The following is a 24714-nucleotide window of genomic DNA, read 5'->3' on the forward strand; positions in this document are numbered from 1 at the left end:
TGGTTTCGACGAAAAGCGTTCCCGACGGGTTACCCTCGCAGAATGACCGATGTAGCCGACGCTTCGTCGCCGGCCCGGCGCCCCAATCGGCGAGGCCAGGCCACTCGCGAGAACATGCTGGAGGCCGCGCTGAAGTCGCTGGCCTCGGGCGACCCAGGATCGGTGTCGGCCAACCGGATCGCCAAGGACATCGGCGCCACGTGGGGCGCGGTGCAGTACCAATTCGGCGACACCGACGGCTTCTGGGCCGCCGTGCTGCATCGGACCGCCGAGCGTCGCGCGGAGGTGTTCGCCGCCGTCGGCGGAGACGACCCCCTGGGCGACAGGGTCGCCAGCATCGTCGACACCCTGTACGAGGGTCTGGCCGCCCCGGATTCTCGAGCCATCGAGAATCTGCGTGCCGCATTGCCCCGCGACCATTCCGAACTGGAGCGGCTGTACCCGCAGACCGCGGCGGAACTGTATTCCTGGGGACAATCGTGGTTGGCCATCTGCCGCAACGCATTTGCCGATCTGGACGTCGACCCGGAACGCGTCCGCGAGGTGGCCACGCTGATCCCCGGCGCCATGCGGGGCCTCGTGTCGGAGCGCCAGCTTGGCTCCTACGCCGACCTCGACGTCGCGCGCCGGGGTTTGACCAATGCGCTGGTCGCCTACCTGCAGGCGCCTCCGTAGGGCCTAACGCGCGCGTTTGACGCGGGCCTCGTCCCAGACGGGTTCGGTGGTCTCGCGGACGCTACCGTCGGCGCCGAAGACCAGGAAGCGATCGAAGGTGCGGGCGAACCAGCGGTCGTGGGTGACCGCCAACACCGTGCCCTGGTAGAGCTCGAGGCCTTCCTGCAACGCCTCGGCGGACTCCAAGTCGAGGTTGTCGGTGGGCTCGTCGAGCAGCAACGCGGTCGCACCTTGAAGCTCCAGCAGCAGGATCTGGAAGCGGGCCTGCTGGCCGCCCGAGAGCTTGCCGAAGGGCTGGTCGCCCCGCTGTTCCAACTCGTAACGGCGCAGCGCACCCATCGCCGCACCTCGACCCTTGGCGTGCACCTCCCACAGGATGTCGACCAAGGTCCGCTTCTCCAGCTCGGGGTGGGCGTGTGTCTGGGCGAAGAAACCGGGGACGACGCGCGCGCCGAGCTTCCACGTGCCGGTGTGGGCGACGTCCTCGCCGGCCAGCAGCCGCAGGAAATGCGACTTTCCCGAACCGTTGGAGCCCAGCACCGCGACCCGCTCACCGTAGAAGACCTCCAAGCTGAACGGGTCCATCAACCCCGTCAGCCCCAAGTCCTGGCAGGTGACGGCGCGCAGTCCGGTGCGACCGCCGCGCAGCCGCATCTTGATGTCCTGCTTGCGGGGTGGCTCCGGCGGCGGACCGGCCTCCTCGAACATCCGCAGCCGGGTCTGGGCCGCGGCGTACCGGGACGCCATCGCATCGCTGCGCCCGGCGTACCCGCGCATGTCCAGGACCAGCTTCTTCAGCTGCGCGTGCTTCTCGTCCCAGCGCCTTCGCAGTTCGTCGAACCGCTCGAACCGTCGCTCCCGCGCCTCGTGGAAGGACGCGAACCCGCCGCCGTGCACCCACACGTCCGAACCGCTGGGCGTCGGCTCGACGCTGACGATCGCGTCGGCAGCCACCGACAGCAGCTCACGGTCGTGCGAGACGAAGAGCACCGTCTTGGTGGTCCTCTTCAGCTCCTCCTCCAACCAGCGCTTGCCCGGTACGTCCAGGTAGTTGTCCGGCTCGTCGAGCAGCAACACCTCGTCGGGGCCGCGAAGAAGCGCCTCGAGGACGAGGCGCTTCTGCTCGCCGCCGGACAGGGTTCCCACCTGCCGCCACTGGCACTTGTCGTAGGGCATGCCGAGGGCCGCCACCGTGCACACGTCCCAGAGGTTCTCCGAGTCGTAACCGCCGGCATCGCCCCAATCGCTCAGCGCCTGTGCGTACGCCATCTGCGCGGCCTCGTCGTCGCGTGTCATGATCGCCAACTCCGCGGCGTCGACCGCTTTCGCCGCCGCCACGATCGACGGGCGAGCCACCGCGACGAGCAGGTCGCGGACCGTCCGGTCGTCACGCACCGAACCGATGAACTGGGGCATCACCCCGAGGCCGCCGCTGGTGGTGATCGTGCCCTCGTCGGGCTGCAGCTCCCCGGCGACCAGACGCATCAGCGTGGACTTGCCAGCCCCGTTCGGGCCCACCAGGGCCATGGTCGCGCCCTGCTCGACCCGGAAACTGGCGTCCGCCAACAACAGCCGCCCGTCAGGCAGGTAGTAGTCAACGTGCGCGACCTCCAGGTGACCCATTGCCCCATCGTTGCCTATGCGCTTGTCTGACGAACAGCGGCCTCACCGAGGCGAGGCGGCGTCGCGTAACACTGCTCCGCGGCAACACATTTCGCGATGCATCCGTGACGTGACTGGAGTCGCTCAGCGCTCCTCGACGATGTCCCGGCGGAAGCGTCGCGCGGCAAGCGCGTAACAGCCGATCGCCACCAGCTGCATGGTCGGCACCAGGATCAGCAGGGCACGGCCCAGCGCCTGGGGGCCCAGCTCTGCGGTCAGTGAATCGCTGATCACACCGGTCAGGAACGGCCCGACCGCGCCGAGCGTCGCGTTGAAGAACAAGAAGATGGCCGACGCCGTCGCGCGCTGCTCGGGAAGCACCAGACGCTGGATCGCCGCAATGGACGGCGCCAGATATGCGGTGCCGATGACGTAGGCCAGTGCCAGCAGCCACACGCACAACGTGCGACTCTCGACGATGAACGCCAGTACCGAAGCCGGCAGCAGGGCCGCGATCAGGATGACCACGATCCACAGCAGCCAACGCGGGTCGCGGGTGGCCAACCTGTCGGCGATGCGTCCGACGATCAGCAGCCCCAGAACTCCGAGAAAACCTGTGGCCAGGCCGTATTCGATGCCGACCTCGCCGAGCGACATCCCTCGGGTGCGCATCAGGAAGGCGGGCGCGAAGGTGGTCAGCGAGTAGCCGGCCGCCGACACCAGCGCAGTGCCGCCCACCATGGCCAGGAAGCTGGGTTTGCGCAGCAGATCCCACCAGTTCAGTGCCGCAGAGCGTTCCCGCGGCGGCGGGGTGGGAAGGGTCTGGCGACTGCCAACCACCCACAGCACCAGGGGTGCGAGCAGCACGCTGATTCCGCCCATTACGACGAAAGCCGCACGCCAGCCCAAGCTCTGGGCCAGCAGACCGCCGCCGAGCAGGCTGGCGGCACTGGCCAGCGGGATGGACATGGTGATGACCGCCAGCGGTGCCGACCGCTTCTCCGGGACGAAGTTGCGCGCCACGTAGGCGTGCGCCGCCGGTGTGCTGCCCGCCTCGCCGACGGCCACGCCGACGCGGGTCAGAGCGAGCTGTAGGCCGGACTGGACCGCTCCGCCCAGCATGGTCATCGCACCCCACAACGTCAGGCAGCCGGCGATGACGGCGCCGAAGATCCCCCGGTCGGCCACGCGGGCGATCACGATGCCCAGCACGGCGTAGACGATGAGGAACCCGAACCCGTTGATGACGCCAATTGCGGTGTCGGACAACGCCAACTCGCGCTTGATGGGCTCGGCCAGCACACCCGGCAGGAAGCGGTCGACGTAGTTGAGGGTGCCGACGAGTGAGAGCACCGCGACGGCGGCCCACGCACGAGTCGGCCCATGGGTGGACAGGGGCTCAATCGCAGCGGTGTCCCGCGGTGTCGACATCGTTCTCCTCCGTGATTCGATGCCGAGCAGCTTGACAGACGGCCTCGAGCTTTGGCGACGGCCCTGCGTGAGGGTCTCGAGTAGCTCAGTGCACGAGCTTGAGCCCGACCACGCCGCCGATGATCATCACCAAGAACGCCGCCTTGAGAAGCGACGCCGGCTCGTCCCCCGTCGCCATCGCATAGACAACGGTGAGGACTGCCCCGATGCCCACCCAGACGGCGTACGCCGTGCCGACCGGCAGGTCCCGCATCGCGTAGGCCAAGCCAGCCATGCTGGCGACGAGCGCCATCCCGAACACCACGCTCGGCGACAGCTTGCTCAACCCCGCGGACTTGCCGAGGGCAGTTGCCCACACGGCTTCCAAGACACCCGACATGACCAGAACCATCCAGGACACGAGAAACTCCCTGGGCCGTCTTTTCGCTCGCCGGGTACGGCACCCCTCGTCCGGAAGCCTTCATTGAGGCTCTTCTTCGAACATGTCACATCCGCACCCGGGTGGCAACGAGCCGACAGCGCCACCATGGCAGCCGGACTAGACGCCATGCCGATTTGGTGAATCAGTCTATTTCGCAGGTCCATCCGGCACGGTTGAAAGACGCGGGCTGCGCCCGCATTCGGCGGCGCTTCACTTGGCGGGCCTGCCGGTCATCGGGGTCAGGCCCAGGTGAGCGCGGAGCGCCCTCGTGGTGTCGTCGACCTCGGTGAGCTGAGCGTCCGTGAACGCGTCGATGAAGAAGGCCTTGACCGCCTGCGCGTGCGGGCTCAAGCTCGCACGGAAGGCGCGCGACCCGTCGTCGGTGAGGACGACCTGCCAACCCCTGGCGTCGTCGGCGCATGGCTCTCGCCGGATGAGCCCTCGCTTCTCCATGCGCCCAAGGTGGCCTGACAACCTGCTGCGCTCCCACTCGATGTGTGCGGCGAGTTCTGAGGAGCGCATCGACTTCTGCTCGGTCTCGCTGAGCGCGAGCAGCACCTTGTAGTCACCGTCCGAAAGTCCAGAGTCCGCTTGCAGTTTGGCTTGCACTCGGGAGCGAAGGATTTCGACCGTTTGGATGTAGGCCCGCCACACTGCGAACTCTTCGCTGGTGGGCAGACCACTGCGCCTTGATGCGCCCATCGTTCCCTAACTAGTTGACATGTGAATTATTTCTGTGATGATTGACATGTCAATTACACCACTACCGTCGCCTGCTGAGCAGTGAACGAACGACTCGCGGAGAACCCCGGACGTGGTTCTCAAGAGGAGCACAATGACGGACGCTTCAGAGATCACATTCGGCATCGACAGCTTCGGCGATCTGCCCCGCGACGACCGGGGCGAGATCGTGTCCCACGCGCGGGCGATCCGGGCCGTCGTCGCCGAGGCGGTGCTGGCCGACGAGATCGGCATCGACGCCATCACCGTCGGCGAGCATCACCGTCCGGACTACGCGATTTCCAGCCCAGATACCGTGCTCGCCGGCATCGCCACGGTGACCAAACGCATCCAACTCGGGTCTGGCGTCACCGTACTGTCGTCAGACGACCCTGTCCGGGTGTTCCAGCGCTTCGCGACGGTCGACGCGCTCTCCAACGGTCGGGCGGAAGTGATCCTCGGGCGGGGCTCCTTCACCGAATCGTTCCCGCTGTTCGGATACGACCTGGACGACTACGAGCTGCTTTTCGAGGAGAAGATCGAGCTGTTCCACCGCCTCCTCGACGAAACGCCCGTCACGTGGCAGGGCACCACCCGCGCGGCGCTGCACGATGCCGACGTGTACCCCAAGACGGAGTCGGGACGCCTGAAAACCTGGGTGGGAGTTGGCGGTTCGCCGGAGTCGGTACTCAGAACCGCCCACTACGGCTTCGGACTCATGCTCGCAATCATCGGAGGGCCACCGGATCGGTTCGTGCCGTACGTCGACCTGTACCGGAAGGCGACCGAGCAACTCGGCACGACGGCCCAGCCCGTCGGAATGCACTCCCCCGGCTTCGTCGCGGCGACCGACGACGAGGCGAAGGAGTTGTTCTACCCCGGCTACCGCGTGATCCGCGACAAAATCGGCGCGCAGCGCGGATGGCCACCGTTGCGGCACAGCGACTTCGACGCCGACGTCGCCAGCGGCTCGCTGTACGTCGGATCGGTCGAGACCGTGGCGGCCAAGATAGCCCGAACCATTCGCACCCTCGACGTCGGCCGCTTCGACATGGTCTACTCCGCCGCGGGCACGGTGTCCGCTTCGGCGAGGCTGCGCTCGGTCGAGCTCTATGGAACCCAGGTCATCCCCCGCGTTCGAGAGCTGCTTGCCGAGCGCCGAGTGCCCGAGGCCGTGAGATGACAACGAGGAGGCATGGATGACAAATGTTCGAGCGGGTAATGGCTGGCCCGCGCTACGCATCGACGAGTGGGAACCGACGCGACGATCACTGCACATGTGGACCCAGATCGTGGGCAAGGTGCGACTTGCGCACGCGCCCCTGCTCAACCACTGGTGGCAGGTACCGCTCTACGTGTCACCGCGTGGGTTGACGACGTCGGCGATCCCCTTTGGCACCAACTCATTCGACATGGAGTTCGACTTCGTCGACCACGCACTCAAGGTACGGGTGAGCGACGGTGGCGCGGCCGCGGTCGACCTTCGGGACACCTCAGTAGCCCAGTTCCACGAAGCAGTGTTGAGCACCCTCGGCGGTCTCGGCGTCGACACCCGAATCTCCAACGGCCCCAACGAGGTACATCCTGCCGTCCCATTCGCCGAAGACACGCACGTCGGCTACGACCCCGACGCCGCCAGCGCATTTTGGCGGCAGCTGGTGCAGGCCGACCGGGTGGTCAACGAGTTCCGCACCCGGTTCGTCGGCAAGGTCAGCCCGGTGCACTTCTTCTGGGGCTCTTTCGACTTGGCCTGCACCCGGTTCTCCGGCCGCCTCGCGCCCCGGCATCCCGGGGGTGCGCCGAACTGCGGCGACTGGGTGATGGAGGAGGGGTACTCCCACGAGCTGAGCAGTTGCGGGTTCTGGCCCGGCGGGGGTGAGGAGGGGGCGTTCTACTCCTACGCCTATCCCGAACCGGCCGGGTTCGCCGACGCCGCAGGCCTTCCCGACGGCGCCTTCTACGACGCCGGGCTGCGGCAGTACCTGTTGCCCTATGAGGTTGCCCGCCAAGCGAAGGACCCGGACCAGGCGGTGATGGACTTCCTCGAATTCACCTACGGCGCGGCCGCCGACTTGCTGGGATGGGATCGGAGCGCCCTCGAGACCGACCCCAATCGCTGGACCCACAAAGCTCGGCCCTCGTGACCTACGATCCGGGAAGTCGCTGAGGCCGACGGCTGGCTAGGCGACGTCGACTACTTCGTCGAAGTGCTGTCGCCGGTTGACGGCGCCGGTGAGTCGCGTCGTGGCGACGCGTGGCAGCACACGGCCAAGCCACGTGACGGCGCGGTACTGTCGACCGCCGGGGTATGACGCCACCCGACCCTTGGCGAAGTCGTCCAGCGTCCGAACCGCAATCCGTTGTGGCGTATCGGCATTGGATTGCATGGTGGCCGTGGTGCCGTCGAAGAAGCCGGTGTCGATCGGGCCGGGGTGCGACGCCATGACGCGCACGCCACTGCCGCGCAGCTCCTCGGCCAACGACTCGCTGAAGGACAACACGAACGCCTTGCTCGCCGCGTAGGTCGCCTGGAAGGGCATCGGCTGAAACGCCGCGGCCGACGAGACGTTGATGATGCCGCCGGAGCCACGGGCGACGAGTTCGCCGCCGATGGCGTGGGTGAGCACGAGCAGACCGTTGACGTTGAGTTCGACACTGCGAAGTTGGCCGTCGAGTGGACGGCGCAGGAATGCGCCCGCCCCACCGGCGCCGGCATTGTTGACCAACAGGTCGACGGCTAGGCCGCGGTCTCGGAGTTCGGCGAGGATCCGTTGCGGACCACCTGGCGCAGTCAGGTCACCGACGATCACCTCGGTGTCCCCATTGCCGAACCGCTGCCGGATCTCGGTCGCGACCTCGCCCAACTGCGCACCCGATCGGGCCACCAGGATCAGTCGTGCTCCGCGTCGCGCCAACTCCAGCGCAAGCGCCTGGCCCAGACCCTTGGATGCGCCCGTGACGAGTGCGGTGACGCCGCGGTAGTCAGATGCCATCCGATCCTCCATTTTGTTTCGAGACTTGAAGTATCGACCGTAACAGATGCTTCGACTCTCGAAAGATCGGTAGGCTGACGCAATGGTCGCATCCGAACTCCCGGCGGTGGTCGCGGCAATCCACCTCATCTGGATGCGCACCAATCACCTGCTCAGCGAGGCACTGGCCGAGCACGGTCTCACGACGGCGACCTTCCAGGCGCTGTGGGCGCTGGACCCCGACGCTCCCCCGCCGTCGATGAAGGTGATGGCCGAGCGCATCTACTGCAACGCACCCAATCTGTCGTTCATCACCAATCAGCTTGCCGCGCGGGGGTTTGTCGAGCGTTCCGTCGATCCCGCCGACCGCCGCTCCCGCGTTGTCGTCTTGACCGCCAAGGGTCGTCGGGCGCGGGCGGACCTGGTGCGCGCGGCGACGGAGAACACCCCGCTGGGGGTGCTCAGCGACGACGAGTTGCGGCAACTACTGGAACTGCTGCACCGCGCCGTTCCGACCCCGCCTGACTGACCCGCCTGTTCACCATGCGCAGCCAGGTGGCCAACCGAAATAGCCGGATGGCCCATGGCGGGGAGCGGTCCACTCAAGTCATCATGAACGGGGAGTGCGGGCCGAGAAGCCCGACAATGAGCCGCTCACACAAAGGAATCGACGAGATGAAGCTCGGCAGAATCGGACGTTACGCCATCGTCCTACCCGTCGTGGCCGCCGTCGCGGCGGCCATTACCGTGACCACCGTGACGAATCCGGCCGTGGCGAACGCGGAGAATCCCCAGCAGATGATCGTGGTGAGCACGCCCTCGGCGTCGTCCCAGACCGGGAGCCTCACCGCGTACGAGCGCGACGGCGACGGCTGGAAGGCCGTAATCGGGCCGACGCCGGCGATGCTCGGCGAACTGGGCGTCGGAGCACCGGAAGACGACGTATTCCGCACGCCCACAGGCACGTTCCCGCTCGGCCAGTCCTTCGGCCGCGAACCGAATCCCGGAACCCGCATGCCGTACTTTCAAGCGACTGACGAGGATTGGTGGGACGAGGACGTGGATTCCCCGACCTACAACACCCACGTCCACGCGGCCGAGATCGACTCCGACGACGCGGAGAATCTCTACGACTCCGGCGAAATGTATGACTACGCGGTGCTCATCGACCACAACCCGGAGCGCATCCCCGGCCACTCGGCGGGCATCTTCCTCCACGTCAACGACGGAAACCCCACGTGGGGATGTGTGGCAATTGCGCGGGAGCAGATGCGGTCGGTACTCGAATGGCTAGATCCGACCGCCCACCCGCAGATAACCATCGGCATCGGCTTGGACGGGCCGCCTTCCGCATAGGCGAGACACGTCCTCGGCTGCGCCCCTCCGACCCTCACCCGGCCAGGTGTCCCCACGCGCTCGCCAGTTCGGCTCACTTCTCGGGTTCTGAGAGAGTGGACCCATGTTCACCGTGGTGCCGACTACTCTGGCGATCGACGATTCCGAGATCCGCTTTCCGGTCCGCCGGGTGTATTGCGTCGGGCGCAACTACGCCGACCATGCCCGGGAGATGGGATCCGATCCCGACCGCGAGCCACCGTTCTATTTCACGAAGCCGGCCGACGCCGTGTTCACGGTGGCCGAGGGATATCGCGGCGGCAGGCCAGGCGTCGTCCCCTATCCGCCCGCCACCGGCAACCTGCATCACGAGATCGAGCTCGTCGTGGCCATCGGCTCGACCGTCGCCAACGAGCCGGCGACCTCAGTGATGCAACATGTTTGGGGTTATGCGGTCGGGGTCGATCTCACCCGTCGCGACATGCAAGACGAGGCGAAGGCCACCAGGCGGCCCTGGGATCTCTCGAAGGGTTTCGACGCCTCCGGCCCACTCTCGCCGTTGGTGCCAGCCAGCGGCGACAGGGGGAAGGCCGGCAGGATCTGGCTCACCGTGGACGACGAGCTCCGTCAGGAGGGTGACCTCGCCGACCAAATCTGGCCCGTCGCCGACGTCGTGGCGCAACTGTCCGCCTCGGTCGTGTTGCAGCCAGGCGACCTCATCATGACGGGTACACCGTCGGGTGTCGGTCCCATCGCGCGTGGACAGACGGTCGCCGGCGGCGTCGACGGCATTGGTGAACTCACCTTCACCGTGGAGTGACCGAGCTAAGCCTGGTCTGGCGTTGAACTCGAGTAGTCCCACGACGACGTCTTGACCGGTGTCACGCGGATGTAGGTGGCACCCGGTCTGGGTTCGGTGGGCCATTCGGACTCTGGCACGCCCCGCCTCCGGGCACCTTCCCTCGCGAGCTCGACTGCTTCGTCCCGGTCGCGAACGATGCGGGCGTGACCTTGGATCATCACTCCCCGGATGTCGGCCATGCTCGAGCCGTCTTCCAGCATGATGCTCACGTTCGGGTTGCTCTCGACGTTGGCCACCTTGCGGGTCCCATCCCGCACGCCCATGACGACGTCGCGGCCAAGGCGAAAGTAGCCCAGGGGCACCGTGTGCGGGAATCCGTCGTCGTCGACGGTGCTCAATGCCGCCCACCCCGGGCGGCTGTCGAGAAACGCCTCAATGTCTTCGTCACTCATTCTTCGTGGCATGAGTGAGGTTAACAACAGCCTCCTTGGGCTGATCGTTCCTCCGATCGGGGGACACAACGATTCCTCTGCCTTCTCCACCGATCACCGGGCATACCCGTCGCCACGAATGCGGCAGGCTCAAATCACTGCCGGAGACGTCAGGCGGCACGGAAGTCACGCCGTCCATACCGAACCGGATGATCCGCGAAAACCAACGATGAATGGGAAATCTGCAATGACCACCACCACGCGCCGAGTCGCACACGCAGCAGTCCTGGCCGCCGCCTCGGCACTGATCGCCTTGGCCGCCCCCGCCGTCGGCCACGCCGACCCGGGCCTCACCGCCGGCCCCGCAATGGGATGCGAAACCATCCACTGGGGAGCCTTCGGCATGGAGCGCCGCAAGGTCTGCGACGGCCCCCAGCAGCCCGACGGCACCTGGCAGCGCACCCGCACCATCTGGACACCGGCTTTCTACAGCTCGAAGCCGTGCCTGCAAAGCTCCTACTCCGACGCCGGCGACGGCCTCTCGGACAACCGCATAGTCGACTGCGACGGCCACTGGACTCCCGAGTCCGTCTCTAATCAGGAGTCCTACCCGGTGACGCCCGCCACCGTGCTGCCCGACGAGCCCGGCTGGCTGCCGCCGTACACCGAAAACATCCTCTAACAGTCTGTGAGACAACGCCTTACGGGACTGCCGCCCTCCCGGACGCCAGGGGTCATCCCATCGGTGGCGGAGATCCCAACGGCGGACACACTAGGTGGCTACGGAGACGTGGTGCCGGGGCGTCTCCGCCGGTCCTGCGGGCGCTGGCCGATCACCCGGTTGCGTCGGCCGCAGAACTCGCCCGGCTGTGCTTCGTCACCCGACAATCGCTGGGCGACGTACTGACGGTGTTACGCACCGCGGGCCTCGTCGAGACGGCCGACGTACCTCCGCTCGACGCAACCATGACCGAAGGTCTTCTCGGACCGACCGGCGGCATCTCACCGCGATGCTCACGCGATGCGCAGAGAATCCCGAAAGCCCCTGACGTGAGGCCCAATCCGTCACGGACTGCTGTTAGAGCGCCGCCAGGCGCCGGACCCGGTTGTCGAGCGCTTGACGCGACACGGATAGGTCGGCGGCCACTACCTCGAAGCCGTGCGGACAGCCAGGGAAGACGTGCAGTTCCGTTGGCACGCCCGCCGCGAGCAGGCTGCGGGCGTAGTCGATGTCCTCGTCGCGGAAGATGTCCAGGTCACCGACGTCGATGTAGGCCGGGGGCAGACCGGTGAGGTCCGCAGCTCGTGCCGGCGCGGCGTACGGGGAGACGTCGGCGCCTCCGAAAGCGGCGCCGAGCAACGCTTCCCACCCTGTCACGTTGTCGTCGTAGTTCCAGACCAGGAACTCGGACGGGAGCTGCGGATCGGGAACCACGGTGCGGTCGTCGAGCATGGGGTAGATCAACAGCTGCAAGGCGAGCGGGGGGCCGCTGCGGTCGCGGGCTAGCAGTGCGACACCGGCCGCCAGGCCACCGCCCGCGCTGTCGCCACCGACGGCCAGACGCGTGGGGTCGACGTTCAGCTCGGCGGCGTGGGCTTCCAGCCATTGCAGCGCGGCATAGCAGTCCTCCACCGGGGTGGGATGGGGATGCTCGGGCGCGACGCGGTAATCGACGACCAGGGCTGGCACGCTCGACTGCGAAACATATTGCCGCACAACGACGTCGTACACCGGAGCCGTCTGTTCGAGGCTCGCTATCATGCCTCCGCCGTGGAGGTAGAGCATCGCCGCGCTCGCGGTCCGAGCTTCAGCGGTCGGCTCGTACCATGTCAGCGGTAGCACCGCGCCGTCGGAGGCGGTGAGGTCATAACGCCTGACCTCGACGTCGGTGGGGACCTCCATCGTCGACGCCAGTGCGGTGAACATCGCCGCCGTATTCCTCCGACGCGTGGCCACGTCCCCTACGGCGGGTCCAGGACCAGAATCGGGAGGCGGTGCCGCCGCCTGCAGGACGGTGGCGATCTCAGGAAGCGGACTCAGGGGCACGCCACGACACTATCGCCTGGGCGCTCGGCCGAGGCGGACCGAATCAAGCGGTCGCGCTGGCATCGTCTTGTCGTCGACTTGGCTCGGCGTCAAGGAGCGACTGGGTAGTGACTCGAGATGGCAATTCGATTCCAGCCGTTCACCGCGACGGCCAACCACGTCACGGCTGCGACCTGCTGGTCGGACAACGTTGCGGCGACGTCGATTTCGGGCGAGGGAGAAGTGTGCTCGTCGCCTATGCGGGTGATCCTTTCGGCCAGCACCAGCGCGGCCCGCTCTTCGTCGGTGAAGTACTGCGACTCCCACCAGGCGGGTAGCACGGCCAGGCGGTCCGGCGTCTCGCCGGCGGCGACGGCATCACGGGTGTGCAACCGTAGGCAAAACGCACACCCGTTCAGCTGCGACACGCGAATCTTGACGAGTTCGGCAAGGACCGGCGGCAAGCCCGCCGCGGCCGCGGCCTGGGCAACGTGTTTGTCCACGTCGACGTAGCTCTTGTAAGCGTCGGGAAACTGCTTGCTGATGTTGACGTTCGGCAGCATGGGTGGAGTCCTCTTCTCTTTGGGGTCTGTCGTTAGTGGGGGTCGTCGACCTTGAGCTTGTCGCCGGTGCTGGAGATGAAGACGACCAGCAACCGTGCGGGCTCGGTGCTACTTACGTTCTCGGTGAGGACGTGGTGTGCGCCGGGTTGTTCGACCCAGTTCTCTCCTTGGCGAAAGGTGCGGGCGGGTTCGTCGTCGAGCTTGCTGCTGACGTCCCCTTCGAGCACATATGCGTAGACGAATGCATCGCCATGCCGATGTGGCTCCGCTCGCGCGCTGGGCGGGAAGTCCACGATTGCGGATGTGAACGTCTTGTCGGGCACATTCGGCAGGGCCTGTTCGAGTAGCGGCGTCAGCGTTTCAGCCGGGGCCGGTACGGCCGTCGTCACTGCAGGGCTTGGGGCGGCGGTTGACGGTGGGATGGCGGTGCAGGCCGGCGTTGCGGCCAACACGGCAACTGTCAAGACACCACCTGCGACGTGTGATCGGATCACGTGGTTCTCCTGGAGCGACTTGGGTGTTCACGGGTGGTGCCGGGCATGTCTCCTACAGTGCGCCGATGGTCATGGCCTGCGCTTCGGTCAAATGACTTCACCGCGATGACTGCATCGGCAGACGTGAGGTCCGCTCGTGCAGTACAACCAGAGGGTGCGTGCGGGGATCGGCCTCATAGGCCGAGACGATGAGATCGACACGTTGACCCGGTTCCTGGACGGAGGGGGCCGGGGTGCCCTGGTCGTCCGTGGCGAGGCTGGGGTCGGCAAGACCGCCCTGGTGGAGGAGATCGTCGGCCGAGCCGCTGCCACGGGCTGGCGAGTCGTAAGGGCAACCGGGGTCGAAGCCGAGACGTCCTTCGCACTCAGCGGCCTCAATCAGATCGTGTTCGCACTCCGCGAGGAGCTCGCCCAACTCGGGTCCGACGACCAAGCCGTGTTGGCACCGGCGCTGGGTGCCGACGCGACGTCCGCGCCGGTGCCGATGCCGCTCGCGATGGCGTTGTTGTCGCTTCTGACGCAGGCGACTCGACATCACCCGCTCTTGCTCGTCGTCGAAGACGTGCACTGGTTCGACGATGTCAGCGCGAGCGTGCTCAACGCGGCGGGGCGCCGACTGTCCGACCCACGGCTGAGATTCCTGGCGACCGCCCGCCCCGTCCCTGGCGATCACTCCGGCGAAGGATGGGAGGAGTTGATTCTGTGCCCCCTCACCGCCGGCGATGCCGCGCGTCTGGTGGACCTCACCGCATTGTCGTTGAGCGCGTCGACGCGCCGGATGATTCTCGACGTCGCAGCCGGCAACCCGCTGGCGCTGCAGGAGTTGCCCCGCAATGCCGGGCACATGGACACGCTGACGTCGGCGATGCCGTTGACGGATCGTCTCGTCACGGTGTTCGGTAGCAGACTGCGGGGCCTCGACGAGAGTGTCCGCACGGAGTTGCTGCGCGCCGCACTCGACGGCACTCCGGCGTCGACCGCCGCCGACGCCGCGGGCCGTTACGTCCTGTCCGACGTCGACGCGGCGGTCACCCAAGGATTGCTGGTCCACAATCCGTCAGGTGACGTGGTGTTTCGTCACCCCTTGGTGCGGGCGGCCGTCATCCATCAGGCCAGTGCATCGCAGCGCCGCGAGGCACATGCCCATCTGGCACAGCTTTACGACGACGAGTTGATGCGGCGGGCAACACATTTGAGCGCCGCGGCTATTGGGCCGGATCAGGTGGTGGCAGACCTACTCGACCGCGCCGCGCACCTGTCCATCCGACTCGGCGGCTCGGCCATCGCCGTGGACTGGTTGCGGCGCGCGGCGGAGTTGTGCACCGACCCCGAGCGGCGCGAACGGCTGCGGGCCGACGCAGCATTCGTGGCGTCGCAGGCCAGCCGATTCGACGACGCACGACGCCTGGCAGACGATCCGCTCACCGAGACGGAGAGCGCCGCATCGGTGCTCACCGCCGCGTACGTTGCGCTATACCGCGACGGCGACGTGCTCACCACCCATCGCCAACTCCTCGTCGCCCTACAAGATGCCGACGCCCTCGACGACGCCATCGTCACACGGCTGGTGAAACTGCTTCTCGCGGTAACCCTGTACCGCGGCGACCCCGAACGATGGCAGCAGACCGACGACGTGATCGACCGCCTCGCAGGGCGTCTCGACACCGACGCAGTGCTCTTCCGAGATTCCTGGGGGGACGTCTGCCGTCGCGGGCATACCGTCCGGCGACGACTCGACGAGCAGCTCACACAGCTCGGGCGCCGAGAACCGTGGGACGTCATGCGGCTGGGCGTCGCCGCCTACTACGTGGACGGACTCGCCGACTTCCGGGCCACCCTTGCGACGCTGTTTCGCCGAGAGTCCGACCGAGGCGCGGTCACCAACGCGATGACGATGCTGCACCTGATCTTGCTCGACCAACTCGCGAGGGGCGATTGGGAGCAGGCCCAGCAGTCGACGCGACTGGGCCGAGAGCTGACCGAACTCCACCACAACGATCTGTTCCACTATCAATTCATCGCCTACGACGGACTACACGCCGCCGCCACGGGCGACTTCGACACTGCCCGCCGATGCGTCACCGCAGTCCAGAACTGGTCCATTTCAAGGAAACTCGGCCTCTTGGCGACGATCGTCCGGCGCACCGAGGCGCTCATGGCGCTCGGCGACGGCGACTACACCGCGGCCCACGACGTGACGACGAAAGAGCTTGTTGGGCAGAAGTTTCCGCCCTACTCGAAGCAGCCAACCGAGGAGCTCCTCGACGTCGTCGAGGCCGCCGTGGGCGCCGGGCATCTCGATCGCGCTCGGGCCTACGTCGACCAGGCAATCGATCTCCGCATCGCCGACATCTCACCTCGGCTCGCCGCGCTCACCGTCGCCGTGCAAGCAATGACTGCCGCAGACGAGTCGGCGGGGCAACTCTTCGACCAGGCTCTGGCTCACCCGGGCCTGGTGCACAACGCGTTTGAAGCCAACCGGATTCGACTCGCATACGGCATGTGGTTACGGCGACGACGCAGAACCGCCGAAGCCCGCGAGCAGCTCACGAGGGCAGCCGACGGGTTCCGCGCTCTGTCTGCGCACCCCTGGGAACGACGTGCCACCGGGGAGCTACGCGCCTCCGGCGCAGCGGTCCAGCGAGCGTCCGGCGGCTCGGTCGCTCTGAGCGCCCAGGAACGTACGATCGCAGAAATGGCGGCGGCGGGACAGTCCAACAAGGACATCGCCGCCCGCCTTCATCTGTCTCCCAGGACCGTTGGCGCTCACCTGTACCGCATCTTTCCCAAACTGGGCGTCACCAGCCGTGCCGCACTCGGTCAAGCGTTGAGGGATCTCGACGGTCCCTGAACGAGCAGCCGGTTAGGCCGGCAGCTCGACCTGCCATGGGTCGTACCGGTAGACGGACTCCGTGCTGAGGCCGGAGTGTTGTTCGCGCAGAAAGTCGTTGGCCCGGGAGCCGCCCTGAATAGCACTGGTACGTGGAATGCGGACGCTTGCATAGCGGGCAAGGGCTTCCTCGACGCCGTCGGCTGTCACACCGTGCAGGCAGCGGGCCAAGATTGCGGCGTCCTCGAGTGCCGTGCCAGCGCCCTGCGCCATGAACGGGAGCATCGGATGACTTGCGTCGCCGAGCAACGTCACGCGTCCTCTACTCCAGGCGGACAGCGGATCACGGTCGTATAGCGCGGACCGCATGGGGGTCGAGGCGGCACCGGCGACGTGTCGGGCAGGTTCGGCGAATCCGTCGAGTGCATCCAGCAGGTCAGTGGTCTTGCCTTCGGCGGCCCAACTCTCTTCATTCCATGACGGTTCCGGCACGGCGGCAACGAAGTTCAGTTCCCTGCCCGCGGACACCCAGTAATGGACCAGATGGCGGTCGTCGCCCCACCACTTGGCGGCGACGGGCGGAACGTCGGGCACTCGGTCACGCGGTGCGATACCGCGGTAGGCCACGAGGCCGGAGAACGTGGCTTCCGTTGCGCCGAAGAGCGTCTCGCGCACCGCGGAGTGGACACCGTCGGCTCCGATCACCACGTCGGCGGTAGCCGTGTCGCCTCCAGCGAAGGTAACCACCGTACGTCCCCGGTGCTCGTCGACGCCGACCACGCGGTGGTTCAACTCGATCTCACCGACCGCTCCCATGAGGACGTCGTGCAAATCACCCCGGTGAACGTGCAGGTAGGGCGCGCCGAATTCGCGTTCGATGTCGTCACCGAGCGGTATGCGTAAGTCGAGCGCACCGTCGAATGCGTTGTAACTGCACCAGGCGGTCGGCCGAAATGCGATCACACGAACTCGATCAAGCAAGCCCAGCCCGCGCAGCGTCGCGGTGGCGTTGGGGGCGAGTTGCAAACCAGCGCCGACTCTGGCCAGCCTGCGGGCTTGCTCGTGGACCTCGACGTTCGCCCCGATGGCGCGAAGCGCAACTGTCGCGGCGAGGCCGCCGATACCGGCGCCGACGACGATGACGTTCAGTGGGGCATGGTCCGAGGCGCTCATGGCGTCTCCCTTCTCCTGCGCTCGCCAGCATGCGAGGTGTTGGGTTGTGTAGAGGTCTGCGGTCAACGACGGCTTCGCACGTCAGTCGTCGACGAAGGTGACGTTGGCGTCGATGGGGTTGCGTGGGACGTCGAGGGAGTTGGCGGGAAAGGTGGTGTCGGGGTAGCCGATTGCGATCCCGCAGAGGATGCGGTACTCGTCTCCGATGTGTAGTTGTTGGCGCAGGATGTCGGGGTACCCCGCGACGGACACCTGAACGCAGGTGCCGAGGCCGCGGGCGGTGAGGGCGAGCACGAAGGTCTGCAGGAACATGCCGACCGCGACGGCGTCGACGTAGTCGAGGTCTTCGTGCATGCTGATGACGCCGGCCAGCGGTGCGCGGAAGAACTCCCAGTTGCGCAGTACTGCGAGGCGTCGCGCCTCGGTGTCGTGGCGCGCGACGCCCATGGTGCCGTAGACGAGGGAACCGAGGTCACGTCGGTAGTGGGCGAACTGTTCGGGTAGCGGCGGCACGGTGGGGCTGGCGATGTCGGCTTGGGTGAGCAGCGCCTCGACGAGCCGGTCACGGGCGCCGCCGGAGGCGAACACCACTTGCCACGGTTGGATGTTGGAGTTCGAGGGGGCCCGGGTGGCCAGCTCCAGCGCTTCGGTCACGAGCTCACGCGGAACCGGCTTGTCGCGCAGGAAGAGTCGGGTGGAGTGGCGGTTGGCGATGGTGTCTTCGAGGTCGTACATCAGTTCTTCTGCTTCTCTAGGTGCGGATGGTGAGAACGGTCTTGCCTGGCCGCCGGCCGGATTCGCGGCCGCTTTCGAAGGCGGCGCGGCCGTCGGCGAGGGCGTAGGTGCGTGCGATCGCGACGTGCAACGTGGCCTCGTCGACGTACAGCGCGAGCTTTCTGAGGGCAGCCTGGTCGGGTTCGACGATGAAGAACGTGGCGTCGATCTCGAAGGCATCTGCCTTGCCTGGCGGTGGAGGCGCCGAGAGTGTGACGAGCTTGCCCCCGGAACAGACGATTTCGAAGGAGCGGTCGAGGGTGTCCCCGCCAACGGTGTCGATGACGACGTCGTAGCAGGCGTCGGGTGCGTCGAAAGCCTGGCCCCGGGTGTCGACGACGTGACTGGCTCCGAGCGTGGAGGCGAAGTCGCGGGCCGCGTCGCTGCGCACGGTGGTGCTGACGTCGGCTCCGAGCAGCACGGCAAGCTGCACGGTCAGCGCGCCGACACCGCCGGCGCCGCCGTGGACGAGGACTCGTTGCCCGGGTCGGACGGCAGCGTGGTCGACGAGGGCCTGCCACGCTGTCAGCCCCGCCAGCGGCAGAGCGGCGGCTTCGGCATGGGACACCGACGTGGGCCGGAGGGCCAAATCGGCGGCGGGTGCGGTGACGTACTCGGCGGCCGCGCCGTCGCGGTCGAAGCGAAGGAGTCCGAAGACCTCGTCGCCAACCCCCCACTCGGTGACGTCGTCTGCCGTGGCGGCGACGACGCCGGACACCTCGTGCGACGGAATGATCGGAGTGCGGTCCCGTCCGCCGCGTTCCCACGTCTCCGGCCACGTCAGCTCGTCGAAGGTGATCGCCGCGGCATGGACTTCGATGAGGACTTCGCCAGGGCCCGGCACCGGGATCGGCGCACGCTCGGTGACCAGGACCTCGGGTCCGCCGCGGTGGTGTGCGCGAAGGGCAGCCATGTCGGCCATGTCAGAATCCCTTCTTCTCGAGCCATGCCAGCGTGACGTCGGCAACGTCACGCCAGCCGTCGTCGATGGTCAGCGAGTGTCCCCGTCCCTCGAATTCGTGGAATTCGGTGTCGGAGTCGCCCTTCCCGTAGAGGCCGTAGACCTCCCTGGTGACCTTCAGTGGCACGGTGTGGTCCTCGGTGCCCGAGGTGAGCAGGAGCGGTCCACGATCGGCCAAGTGGGTGTCCACCGCTGCGGGTGAGTGTCGGACGAAGTTGGCGGCGGCGTCTTCGAACAGCGGTCGGCCGGGACCGGGGATGGTCCAGCGGGCATGGAGGGCATCGGATTCCGTTTCGCTGAGGGCGTTTCCGAATGCGTACTGGAATTGCTTGGGGGTGAGGGAGACGGTGCGGTGACGGTTGGCGGGGTTTCCCAGCACCGGGAATGCGGAGCGCAGTTGGGCCAGGGGTAGGGACTTGACGCCCTTGATGGGGGCCGGATCGATCGCCACGGCGGCTGCGGCGTATCCACCGGCCAGTAGTTCCTGGGCGATGAGGCCGCCGAAGGAATGCCCGACGATGACGGGCTTGGTCTCGTGCTTGCCGCCTGCGGCGATCAGTTGGGCGTAGTGCTCGACGACCTGACCGATTCCGATGTCGTCGAGGGCGTCGGCGTTCTCCCGGGTTGCGGCGACGGTCTCGGAGTCACCGGGCCAGCCCGGCGCCGAGACGTCGTAGCCGCTGGCGGTGAAGAGGTCCATCCAGGGCTGCCAGGCGCTGGCATGGATCCACAGGCCGTGAATGAAGATGACGGGGTTCGGCTTGGTGCTCATCGGGATGTCCTCCGGGACGTCGTGGTGAGGTGGTCTGGGTGTCAGTGGGTGGTGCCGGGCATGTCTCCACAATGCGCCGACGGTCACGGCCCGTGCTTCGGTCAAATGACTTCACCTCGATGACTGCGTGGGCAGAGGTTCGGTCTGCTCGTGGAGCGGAATCCGGCTGCGAGCGCGGCGGCCTGAAGCGGCCTGACTGCTCGGGGAACACCACCCGGGTGGACACTATGACGTGGCCCTTTCTGCAACAGTGTTCAAAGTCGAACTCGGCGTCTCCGACGTCGACCACGGCTACTACGCCGATCACACGCTGACCGTGGCCCGCCATCCCAGTGAGACCGATGAGCGGATGGTGGTGCGGTTGTTGGCCTTTGGGCTGCGAGCACACCGGCTCGGCGACGTCGACGGTGAGTTGGCGTTCGGGGCTGGCCTGTCCACCCCTGGCGTGCCGGACTTGCGGCTCGCCGACTACACGGGCCGGATTCTGGAGTGGATCAACGTCGGCCAGCCCGATGAACGGGCCTTGGGAAAGGCAGCCAGCCAGGCCGACCAGGTGCTGCTGTTCCCGTTCGCCGCCGGAGTGGCCACCTGGTGGCGCACCGTCGGCCCCAAAGTGGCGAAGCTGCCGAACCTGTCTGTGCTGCAGATACCGCACGAGCCGGTACAGCACCTAGCCCAGAGTGTCGATCGGCGGGTCGCCGCGCAGGTGATGCTGATGGAAGGTCAGGTGACGATGACCGTGGGCGACATCGACGTCACCTTCACCCCCGAGCCCTTGGAGTGAACGCCTGACACCCTGGCCTCACCACCGTCCACCGCGTCAGTGGCGCATTAGCTCATGTTGTAGAGCGTCTTGACGTTCTCGTGCAGTTTCTGGACGAGCGGGGGCACTTCGTAGGTTCCGGTCACGACCTCGATGTAGGCGGCGCGGGTGCCCTCGGCGGCAGTCGCGAGTGCGGCGTCGAGTTCGGCGCACGTACTCACCCGCGGGGTGAACCAGTCCTCGCATCCCAGTGCATGCGGAAGCTCGGTGTAGTTCCACGGCGCGACGTCGTTGTAGGCGATGTCGGGGTCGGTGCACAACATTCGCTCGATGAGGTACCCGTTGTTGTTGAGCACGAAGATGATCGGCTTCAATCCGAGACGGTGGAACTGCCCGATCTCCTGTGCCGTCAGCTGGTGGGAGCCTTCCCCGGTGAACAAGACCAGCCGCCGGTTCGGCGCGGCGACGGCCGCCCCCACCGCTGCCGGGGTGGCCCATCCGATGGCGCCCCATAGGGTCTGGTTGTGGAACCGTGCACCGTGTGGGAGCTGCGCGAACGCCAAACCCATGGAGGACGTCCCGGTTTCGGCGACGACGATGTCGTCGGGCCGCAAGAACTCAGCCCAGCGCGGGTACAGCGCTTCTGCGGTGATCGGATCGGCACCGGACCCGGACACGGGACCCAGTTGCTCTGGCCGTGGACCACCCCGTTGACGGGTGCTCCACGACCGCTCGGCCAGCGCGCGGAGAAGGTCGGCCATCTCCACGCCCTGGTAGACGGTCGCGCCCACACTGGTGCTGTGCAGGTCGACCTTGACGATCTTGTCGGGGTCCAGGTTGGAGGTGAAGGCGCCGGTGTTGAAGTCCGTCGCCATCGTGCCGAACGCCACGACGACGTCGCACGTTTCGACGAACTCGCGGACCGCGGGGTCCATGAGTTGGCCGTCGTACATGCCGATGTAGTTGGGGTGGTCCTCTTCGAGAACGGACTTGTCGGCGAACATGGTCGCGAACGGAAGGTCCGCCGCCTCGACGAACTGGTGAGCCGTGTCGCGCAGACCCAACCTGTCGAGAAGAATCCCGGGCAGGACGCATGCCGTCGACGCGGCCTCCAACGCACCGGCCACGGCGTCGGTCGCGGCTGCCAATGCCGTCGAATCGCTGACCGGCAGGGCCAGGGGCTCTGATCGAGCGACGATTGGTTTGTCGACGACGTCGGAGGGCAGGGCCATGTAGACGGGGCGCCGGTTGTAGAGGGCTTCGGCGATCAGCCGTTCGGTCTCGGCGACTGCGTTGGCCGGGGTGATGATCGCGCTGGCTCCGGTGACGGTGTCGGCCATCGACCGGAACAAGTCGAATTGTCCGTTGCCGAGGGTGTGATGCACCAGTGACCGGTTGGCTTGAGTGGCCAGGGTGGGCATACCCACGAGGTGGAAGACCGGCAGGTTCTCGGCGTAGGAGCCGGCGACCGCGCTGATCGCGCTGAGTTCCCCTACCCCGTAGGTCGTGGTGACCGCGCCCACGCCCTGGACACGGGCGTACCCGTCGGCGGCATACGCGGCGTTGAGTTCGTTGCAGCAGCCGACCCAGTTGACGTCGGGGTGCGCGACGATGGCATCGTGCAGGGGGAACGCGTAATCCCCTGGTACGCCGAAGATGTCGTTGACACCGACGTCGTGGAGCCTGCGAAGAATGTACTCGATTACGGTGACGGTCATCTAAATCTTCCTTCTCTCGTCTACCGACGCATGCCGATCTTCTGGGGTCGTGCGGTCAGGATGGTCGAATCATTTCGAACATGGAGTCGGGGCTGATCTCGGCGTAGCTCGCTGGTCCGCCGGCGCGCAGGATGGGGTGGGGTCTGGCGGTGTCGTAGACACCGTCTGTCAGCAGGGCGCGGTCGATGTGAACGGCGACCACTTCGCCCAGCACGAGCCACGTGTCCACAGCCGTACCGTCGGCTCGTTTCAGTTGTGTGAGTTGCGTCAGTTTGCATTCGAAGTTGACCGGGCTTTCCAGCACGCGCGGTGCCGAGACGACCGTCGACGGCACGGGCGTTAGGCCCGCGTCTTCGAACTCGTCTCGTTCCGCCGGCAAGGACGCAGCAGTCTCGTTCATCTGCGTTGCCAACGACCGGGTGGCAAGGTTCCACACGAACTCGCCAGTGGCGTCGACGTTGGCGACGGTGTCCTTCCACCCGATCGAAGAGAACCCGACGATCGGCGGGCCGTAGTTGAATCCGTTGAAGAAGCTGTAAGGAGCCAGGTTTCGTACCCCGTGGCGATCCGCACTGGAGATCCATCCGATGGGCCGCGGTCCGACGATGGCGTTGAACGGGTCATGCGGCAGTCCGGTGCCCTCGGCCGGTCGATAGAAGTGGGCATCACTCCCGGCCATCTCAGATCGAACCCTCAGCCGTACGCGTCATGTCGGCGGTCACGACGTGAATCCCCAGCGTTCCCAGTTGTCGAGCACTCTTTGCTTGACCGGCGTCGGATAGTTCTTGTCGAAGGACATGACCCGCTTCTCTGGACGGCCCACTCTGTCAGCGTTTTCCAGGCATGCGTAGACGACGAGCGAGGTGCCTCTGTTCTCGGCGAGTTCGCGAGCGACGTGGTAGGACTCGATGCCGTCACCGAACGCCTGCAGTTCCGGAAAGAAGTACGTGGTGAACGTGGGATGGTTGCGTGAAGCGAAGGCCCACACCACCTGCTGGACGTCGGAGGGGTCGATGTCCTCGCCCACCACCAAGATCTTGGTCACGGTGTCACCCACGTGCTGAGTCCAGAACGTGTTGCCGAGGCGTTTCATGAAATCGTCGAGTGTCCAGCCGGTGCGCTCGTGCCAGTCGGTGGGGACTCGGATCACGAACCACAAGATGGCGGCTTCGAAGAGGTACATCCCGTCGATCACGGGTAGCCCGGCCTTCTTCAGTGCCACCACGGAATCCGAGGAAATGAAGAATCCCATGGTGACGTGGCAGTTGTCGATGGGCACACCGGGGATCGACATGGGCAGCACCGGGTTGTCGCGGAAAGTGACGCACGTGACCTTCTGCCGCGGAAACGGCGTCGTCTCGTCGGGCAGATAGCCCGGATACTCCCCGAAGGGACCTTCCGGTTCAGTGCTGCCGTACTCGACGACCCCTTCGATGATGATCTCTGCGTCCGCCGGTACGAGGATGTCGCTGGTCTCGCATTTCACCATGTCCAATGGTTCGTCGAGCAGCGCGCTGGCCATGTCGTACTCGTCCACCCACGCCGGTATGCGCGACGCGGCTTGCGTTGAGGCGACCGGGCTTACGCCCAAAGCGCACGCCCAGGGCATGTCCCGCTTCTGTTCGCGCCACATCCCCCAGATCATCCCGTTGTGCTGTTTGGGCCACCACTGCCCGGTCATGGTCTGGGCGTCGATGATGACGGCGCGGTTGGTCGACCAGTTGGTCCACCGCCCATCCGGAGTCTTGAGGATGTTCAAGCCTGCCGTCTGCAGGTACCGGCCGCCGTCGCCGTCGTGGGCCAGGGGTGCGGGGATCTTGTTCAGGTCGATCTGGTCGCCCACCCAGGTGTTCTGCTTGCAGGGCGCATCGGCCGCGTCGAGGATGCGTGGTGGATGAGCTTGGCCGTTCTCCTTGGCCTCGATGTAGGCGGCCTGAATGTCCATCAACGGGGTTTCGGGGGGCAGGCCCATCATGGCCGCCAGGCGGCGCCACGGTTGCCCGGGGTAGGAACTCTTTCCCATTCCCCAGTCGGCGGCGCGAAATCCGGGCGCAGCGTCCTTCACGTGGTTGAAAACCGGCATGGGAGCTAGCGTTTCGGCAGCATGACGGAAGATGGCCCCCATTTCGAGGTTCCAGTCGACTTCGTCGTCGATCTCGACGAGTTCGCCCATGTCCTTCATCAGGGAGAGGTACTCGCGGTAGCTGCGGGGAATCTTGTTGCGGTCGACGTGTGCAGACATGTGGTGTGT

The 24714-nt window shown here is 66.4% G+C and carries 25 protein-coding genes and 1 riboswitch; of the genes, 9 read left to right on the forward strand and 16 right to left on the reverse strand.

Annotation, left to right across the window (positions count from 1 at the left end; genetic code table 11):
- The first annotated feature begins 42 nt into the window (after nucleotides 1–42).
- Nucleotides 43–675 (forward strand): TetR/AcrR family transcriptional regulator, encoded by a 633-nt coding sequence (locus tag ASD37_RS12420; RefSeq protein WP_056551276.1) that lies wholly within the window; start codon nucleotides 43–45, stop codon nucleotides 673–675.
- Nucleotides 676–678: 3 nt separating this feature from the next.
- Here the strand turns inward: ASD37_RS12420 and ASD37_RS12425 are convergent, their stop codons facing one another.
- The 4 genes from ASD37_RS12425 to ASD37_RS12440 form a co-directional block, all read right to left on the reverse strand.
- Nucleotides 679–2298 carry an ABC-F family ATP-binding cassette domain-containing protein gene (locus tag ASD37_RS12425; protein WP_056551277.1) on the reverse strand — a complete coding sequence of 540 codons (1620 nt, stop codon included), beginning with the start codon at nucleotides 2296–2298 and terminating at the stop codon, nucleotides 679–681.
- Between the two features lie 123 nt (nucleotides 2299–2421).
- Entirely contained in the window at nucleotides 2422–3708 is a 1287-nt protein-coding gene (locus ASD37_RS12430) for an MFS transporter (RefSeq protein ID WP_056551278.1), read from the reverse strand.
- Between the two features lie 85 nt (nucleotides 3709–3793).
- Entirely contained in the window at nucleotides 3794–4108 is a 315-nt protein-coding gene (locus tag ASD37_RS12435) for a multidrug efflux SMR transporter (protein ID WP_056551279.1), read from the reverse strand.
- 9 nt (nucleotides 4109–4117) lie between these two features.
- Nucleotides 4118–4183, reverse strand: a riboswitch (guanidine-III (ykkC-III) riboswitch).
- A 156-nt stretch (nucleotides 4184–4339) separates the two neighbouring features.
- Nucleotides 4340–4831 carry a MarR family winged helix-turn-helix transcriptional regulator gene (locus tag ASD37_RS12440; protein WP_056551280.1) on the reverse strand — a complete coding sequence of 164 codons (492 nt, stop codon included), beginning with the start codon at nucleotides 4829–4831 and terminating at the stop codon, nucleotides 4340–4342.
- A 133-nt stretch (nucleotides 4832–4964) separates the two neighbouring features.
- On the opposite strand from ASD37_RS12440, the gene ASD37_RS12445 reads away from it, so the two are divergent.
- Nucleotides 4965–6032, forward strand: a complete 1068-nt coding sequence (locus ASD37_RS12445) for an LLM class flavin-dependent oxidoreductase (protein ID WP_056553156.1) — start codon at nucleotides 4965–4967, stop codon at nucleotides 6030–6032.
- A gap of 16 nt (nucleotides 6033–6048) precedes the next feature.
- Nucleotides 6049–6993 (forward strand): DUF5996 family protein, encoded by a 945-nt coding sequence (locus ASD37_RS12450; RefSeq protein ID WP_056551281.1) that lies wholly within the window; start codon nucleotides 6049–6051, stop codon nucleotides 6991–6993.
- A 36-nt stretch (nucleotides 6994–7029) separates the two neighbouring features.
- Here ASD37_RS12450 and ASD37_RS12455 read toward each other — a convergent pair whose 3' ends face one another.
- Nucleotides 7030–7842, reverse strand: a complete 813-nt coding sequence (locus ASD37_RS12455; protein ID WP_056553159.1) for an SDR family oxidoreductase — start codon at nucleotides 7840–7842, stop codon at nucleotides 7030–7032.
- Nucleotides 7843–7924: 82 nt separating this feature from the next.
- Here ASD37_RS12455 and ASD37_RS12460 point away from each other — a divergent pair, with 82 nt between their 5' ends.
- The 3 genes from ASD37_RS12460 to ASD37_RS12470 all read left to right on the forward strand — a co-directional run bounded on the left by ASD37_RS12460 (nucleotide 7925) and on the right by ASD37_RS12470 (nucleotide 9976).
- Complete coding sequence (locus ASD37_RS12460) at nucleotides 7925–8350, forward strand: MarR family winged helix-turn-helix transcriptional regulator (RefSeq protein ID WP_056551282.1); 426 nt, start codon at nucleotides 7925–7927, stop codon at nucleotides 8348–8350.
- A 146-nt stretch (nucleotides 8351–8496) separates the two neighbouring features.
- Entirely contained in the window at nucleotides 8497–9177 is a 681-nt protein-coding gene (locus ASD37_RS12465) for a L,D-transpeptidase (protein ID WP_056551283.1), read from the forward strand.
- A gap of 103 nt (nucleotides 9178–9280) precedes the next feature.
- Complete coding sequence (locus ASD37_RS12470) at nucleotides 9281–9976, forward strand: fumarylacetoacetate hydrolase family protein (protein ID WP_056551284.1); 696 nt, start codon at nucleotides 9281–9283, stop codon at nucleotides 9974–9976.
- Nucleotides 9977–9981: 5 nt separating this feature from the next.
- Here ASD37_RS12470 and ASD37_RS12475 read toward each other — a convergent pair whose 3' ends face one another.
- A complete protein-coding gene (locus tag ASD37_RS12475; protein WP_056551285.1) occupies nucleotides 9982–10410 on the reverse strand; it encodes a pyridoxamine 5'-phosphate oxidase family protein in 429 nt (142 codons plus the stop codon).
- A gap of 226 nt (nucleotides 10411–10636) precedes the next feature.
- Here ASD37_RS12475 and ASD37_RS12480 point away from each other — a divergent pair, with 226 nt between their 5' ends.
- Nucleotides 10637–11071 (forward strand): hypothetical protein, encoded by a 435-nt coding sequence (locus ASD37_RS12480; RefSeq protein WP_056551286.1) that lies wholly within the window; start codon nucleotides 10637–10639, stop codon nucleotides 11069–11071.
- Between the two features lie 396 nt (nucleotides 11072–11467).
- Here the strand turns inward: ASD37_RS12480 and ASD37_RS12485 are convergent, their stop codons facing one another.
- The 3 genes from ASD37_RS12485 to ASD37_RS12495 all read right to left on the reverse strand — a co-directional run bounded on the left by ASD37_RS12485 (nucleotide 11468) and on the right by ASD37_RS12495 (nucleotide 13442).
- Nucleotides 11468–12436, reverse strand: coding sequence for an alpha/beta hydrolase (locus ASD37_RS12485; RefSeq protein ID WP_056551287.1), 969 nt, complete (start codon nucleotides 12434–12436; stop codon nucleotides 11468–11470).
- Nucleotides 12437–12525: 89 nt separating this feature from the next.
- On the reverse strand, nucleotides 12526–12975 hold the full coding sequence (locus tag ASD37_RS12490; RefSeq protein WP_056553162.1) for a carboxymuconolactone decarboxylase family protein: 450 nt from the start codon (nucleotides 12973–12975) through the stop codon (nucleotides 12526–12528).
- 35 nt (nucleotides 12976–13010) lie between these two features.
- Complete coding sequence (locus tag ASD37_RS12495) at nucleotides 13011–13442, reverse strand: cupin domain-containing protein (protein WP_235568132.1); 432 nt, start codon at nucleotides 13440–13442, stop codon at nucleotides 13011–13013.
- A gap of 166 nt (nucleotides 13443–13608) precedes the next feature.
- Between ASD37_RS12495 and ASD37_RS12500 the strand changes: the two genes are divergently transcribed.
- Nucleotides 13609–16323 (forward strand): AAA family ATPase, encoded by a 2715-nt coding sequence (locus ASD37_RS12500; RefSeq protein ID WP_056551289.1) that lies wholly within the window; start codon nucleotides 13609–13611, stop codon nucleotides 16321–16323.
- Nucleotides 16324–16335: 12 nt separating this feature from the next.
- Here ASD37_RS12500 and ASD37_RS12505 read toward each other — a convergent pair whose 3' ends face one another.
- The 4 genes from ASD37_RS12505 to ASD37_RS12520 form a co-directional block, all read right to left on the reverse strand.
- Complete coding sequence (locus tag ASD37_RS12505; protein WP_056553166.1) at nucleotides 16336–17475, reverse strand: FAD-dependent monooxygenase; 1140 nt, start codon at nucleotides 17473–17475, stop codon at nucleotides 16336–16338.
- A gap of 81 nt (nucleotides 17476–17556) precedes the next feature.
- Nucleotides 17557–18210, reverse strand: a complete 654-nt coding sequence (locus ASD37_RS12510) for a nitroreductase (RefSeq protein WP_056551290.1) — start codon at nucleotides 18208–18210, stop codon at nucleotides 17557–17559.
- 16 nt (nucleotides 18211–18226) lie between these two features.
- Nucleotides 18227–19162: an NADP-dependent oxidoreductase gene (locus tag ASD37_RS12515; RefSeq protein ID WP_056553169.1), complete on the reverse strand. Its 936-nt coding sequence runs from the start codon at nucleotides 19160–19162 to the stop codon at nucleotides 18227–18229.
- Between the two features lie 10 nt (nucleotides 19163–19172).
- On the reverse strand, nucleotides 19173–19982 hold the full coding sequence (locus tag ASD37_RS12520) for an alpha/beta hydrolase (RefSeq protein ID WP_056551291.1): 810 nt from the start codon (nucleotides 19980–19982) through the stop codon (nucleotides 19173–19175).
- A 232-nt stretch (nucleotides 19983–20214) separates the two neighbouring features.
- Between ASD37_RS12520 and ASD37_RS12525 the strand changes: the two genes are divergently transcribed.
- Nucleotides 20215–20766, forward strand: a complete 552-nt coding sequence (locus tag ASD37_RS12525; RefSeq protein ID WP_056551292.1) for a YaeQ family protein — start codon at nucleotides 20215–20217, stop codon at nucleotides 20764–20766.
- Nucleotides 20767–20813: 47 nt separating this feature from the next.
- Here the strand turns inward: ASD37_RS12525 and ASD37_RS12530 are convergent, their stop codons facing one another.
- Genes ASD37_RS12530 through ASD37_RS12540 form a run of 3 tightly spaced genes read right to left on the reverse strand, consistent with a single transcriptional unit; the run spans nucleotide 20814 to nucleotide 24705 of the window.
- Nucleotides 20814–22463, reverse strand: a complete 1650-nt coding sequence (locus tag ASD37_RS12530) for an alpha-keto acid decarboxylase family protein (protein ID WP_056551293.1) — start codon at nucleotides 22461–22463, stop codon at nucleotides 20814–20816.
- 55 nt (nucleotides 22464–22518) lie between these two features.
- A complete protein-coding gene (locus tag ASD37_RS12535; protein ID WP_056551294.1) occupies nucleotides 22519–23142 on the reverse strand; it encodes a flavin reductase family protein in 624 nt (207 codons plus the stop codon).
- A gap of 39 nt (nucleotides 23143–23181) precedes the next feature.
- Entirely contained in the window at nucleotides 23182–24705 is a 1524-nt protein-coding gene (locus tag ASD37_RS12540) for a UbiD family decarboxylase (protein ID WP_056551295.1), read from the reverse strand.
- Nucleotides 24706–24714 lie beyond the last annotated feature (9 nt).

The organism is Mycobacterium sp. Root135 (assembly GCF_001426545.1).
GTDB lineage: Bacteria > Actinomycetota > Actinomycetes > Mycobacteriales > Mycobacteriaceae > Mycobacterium.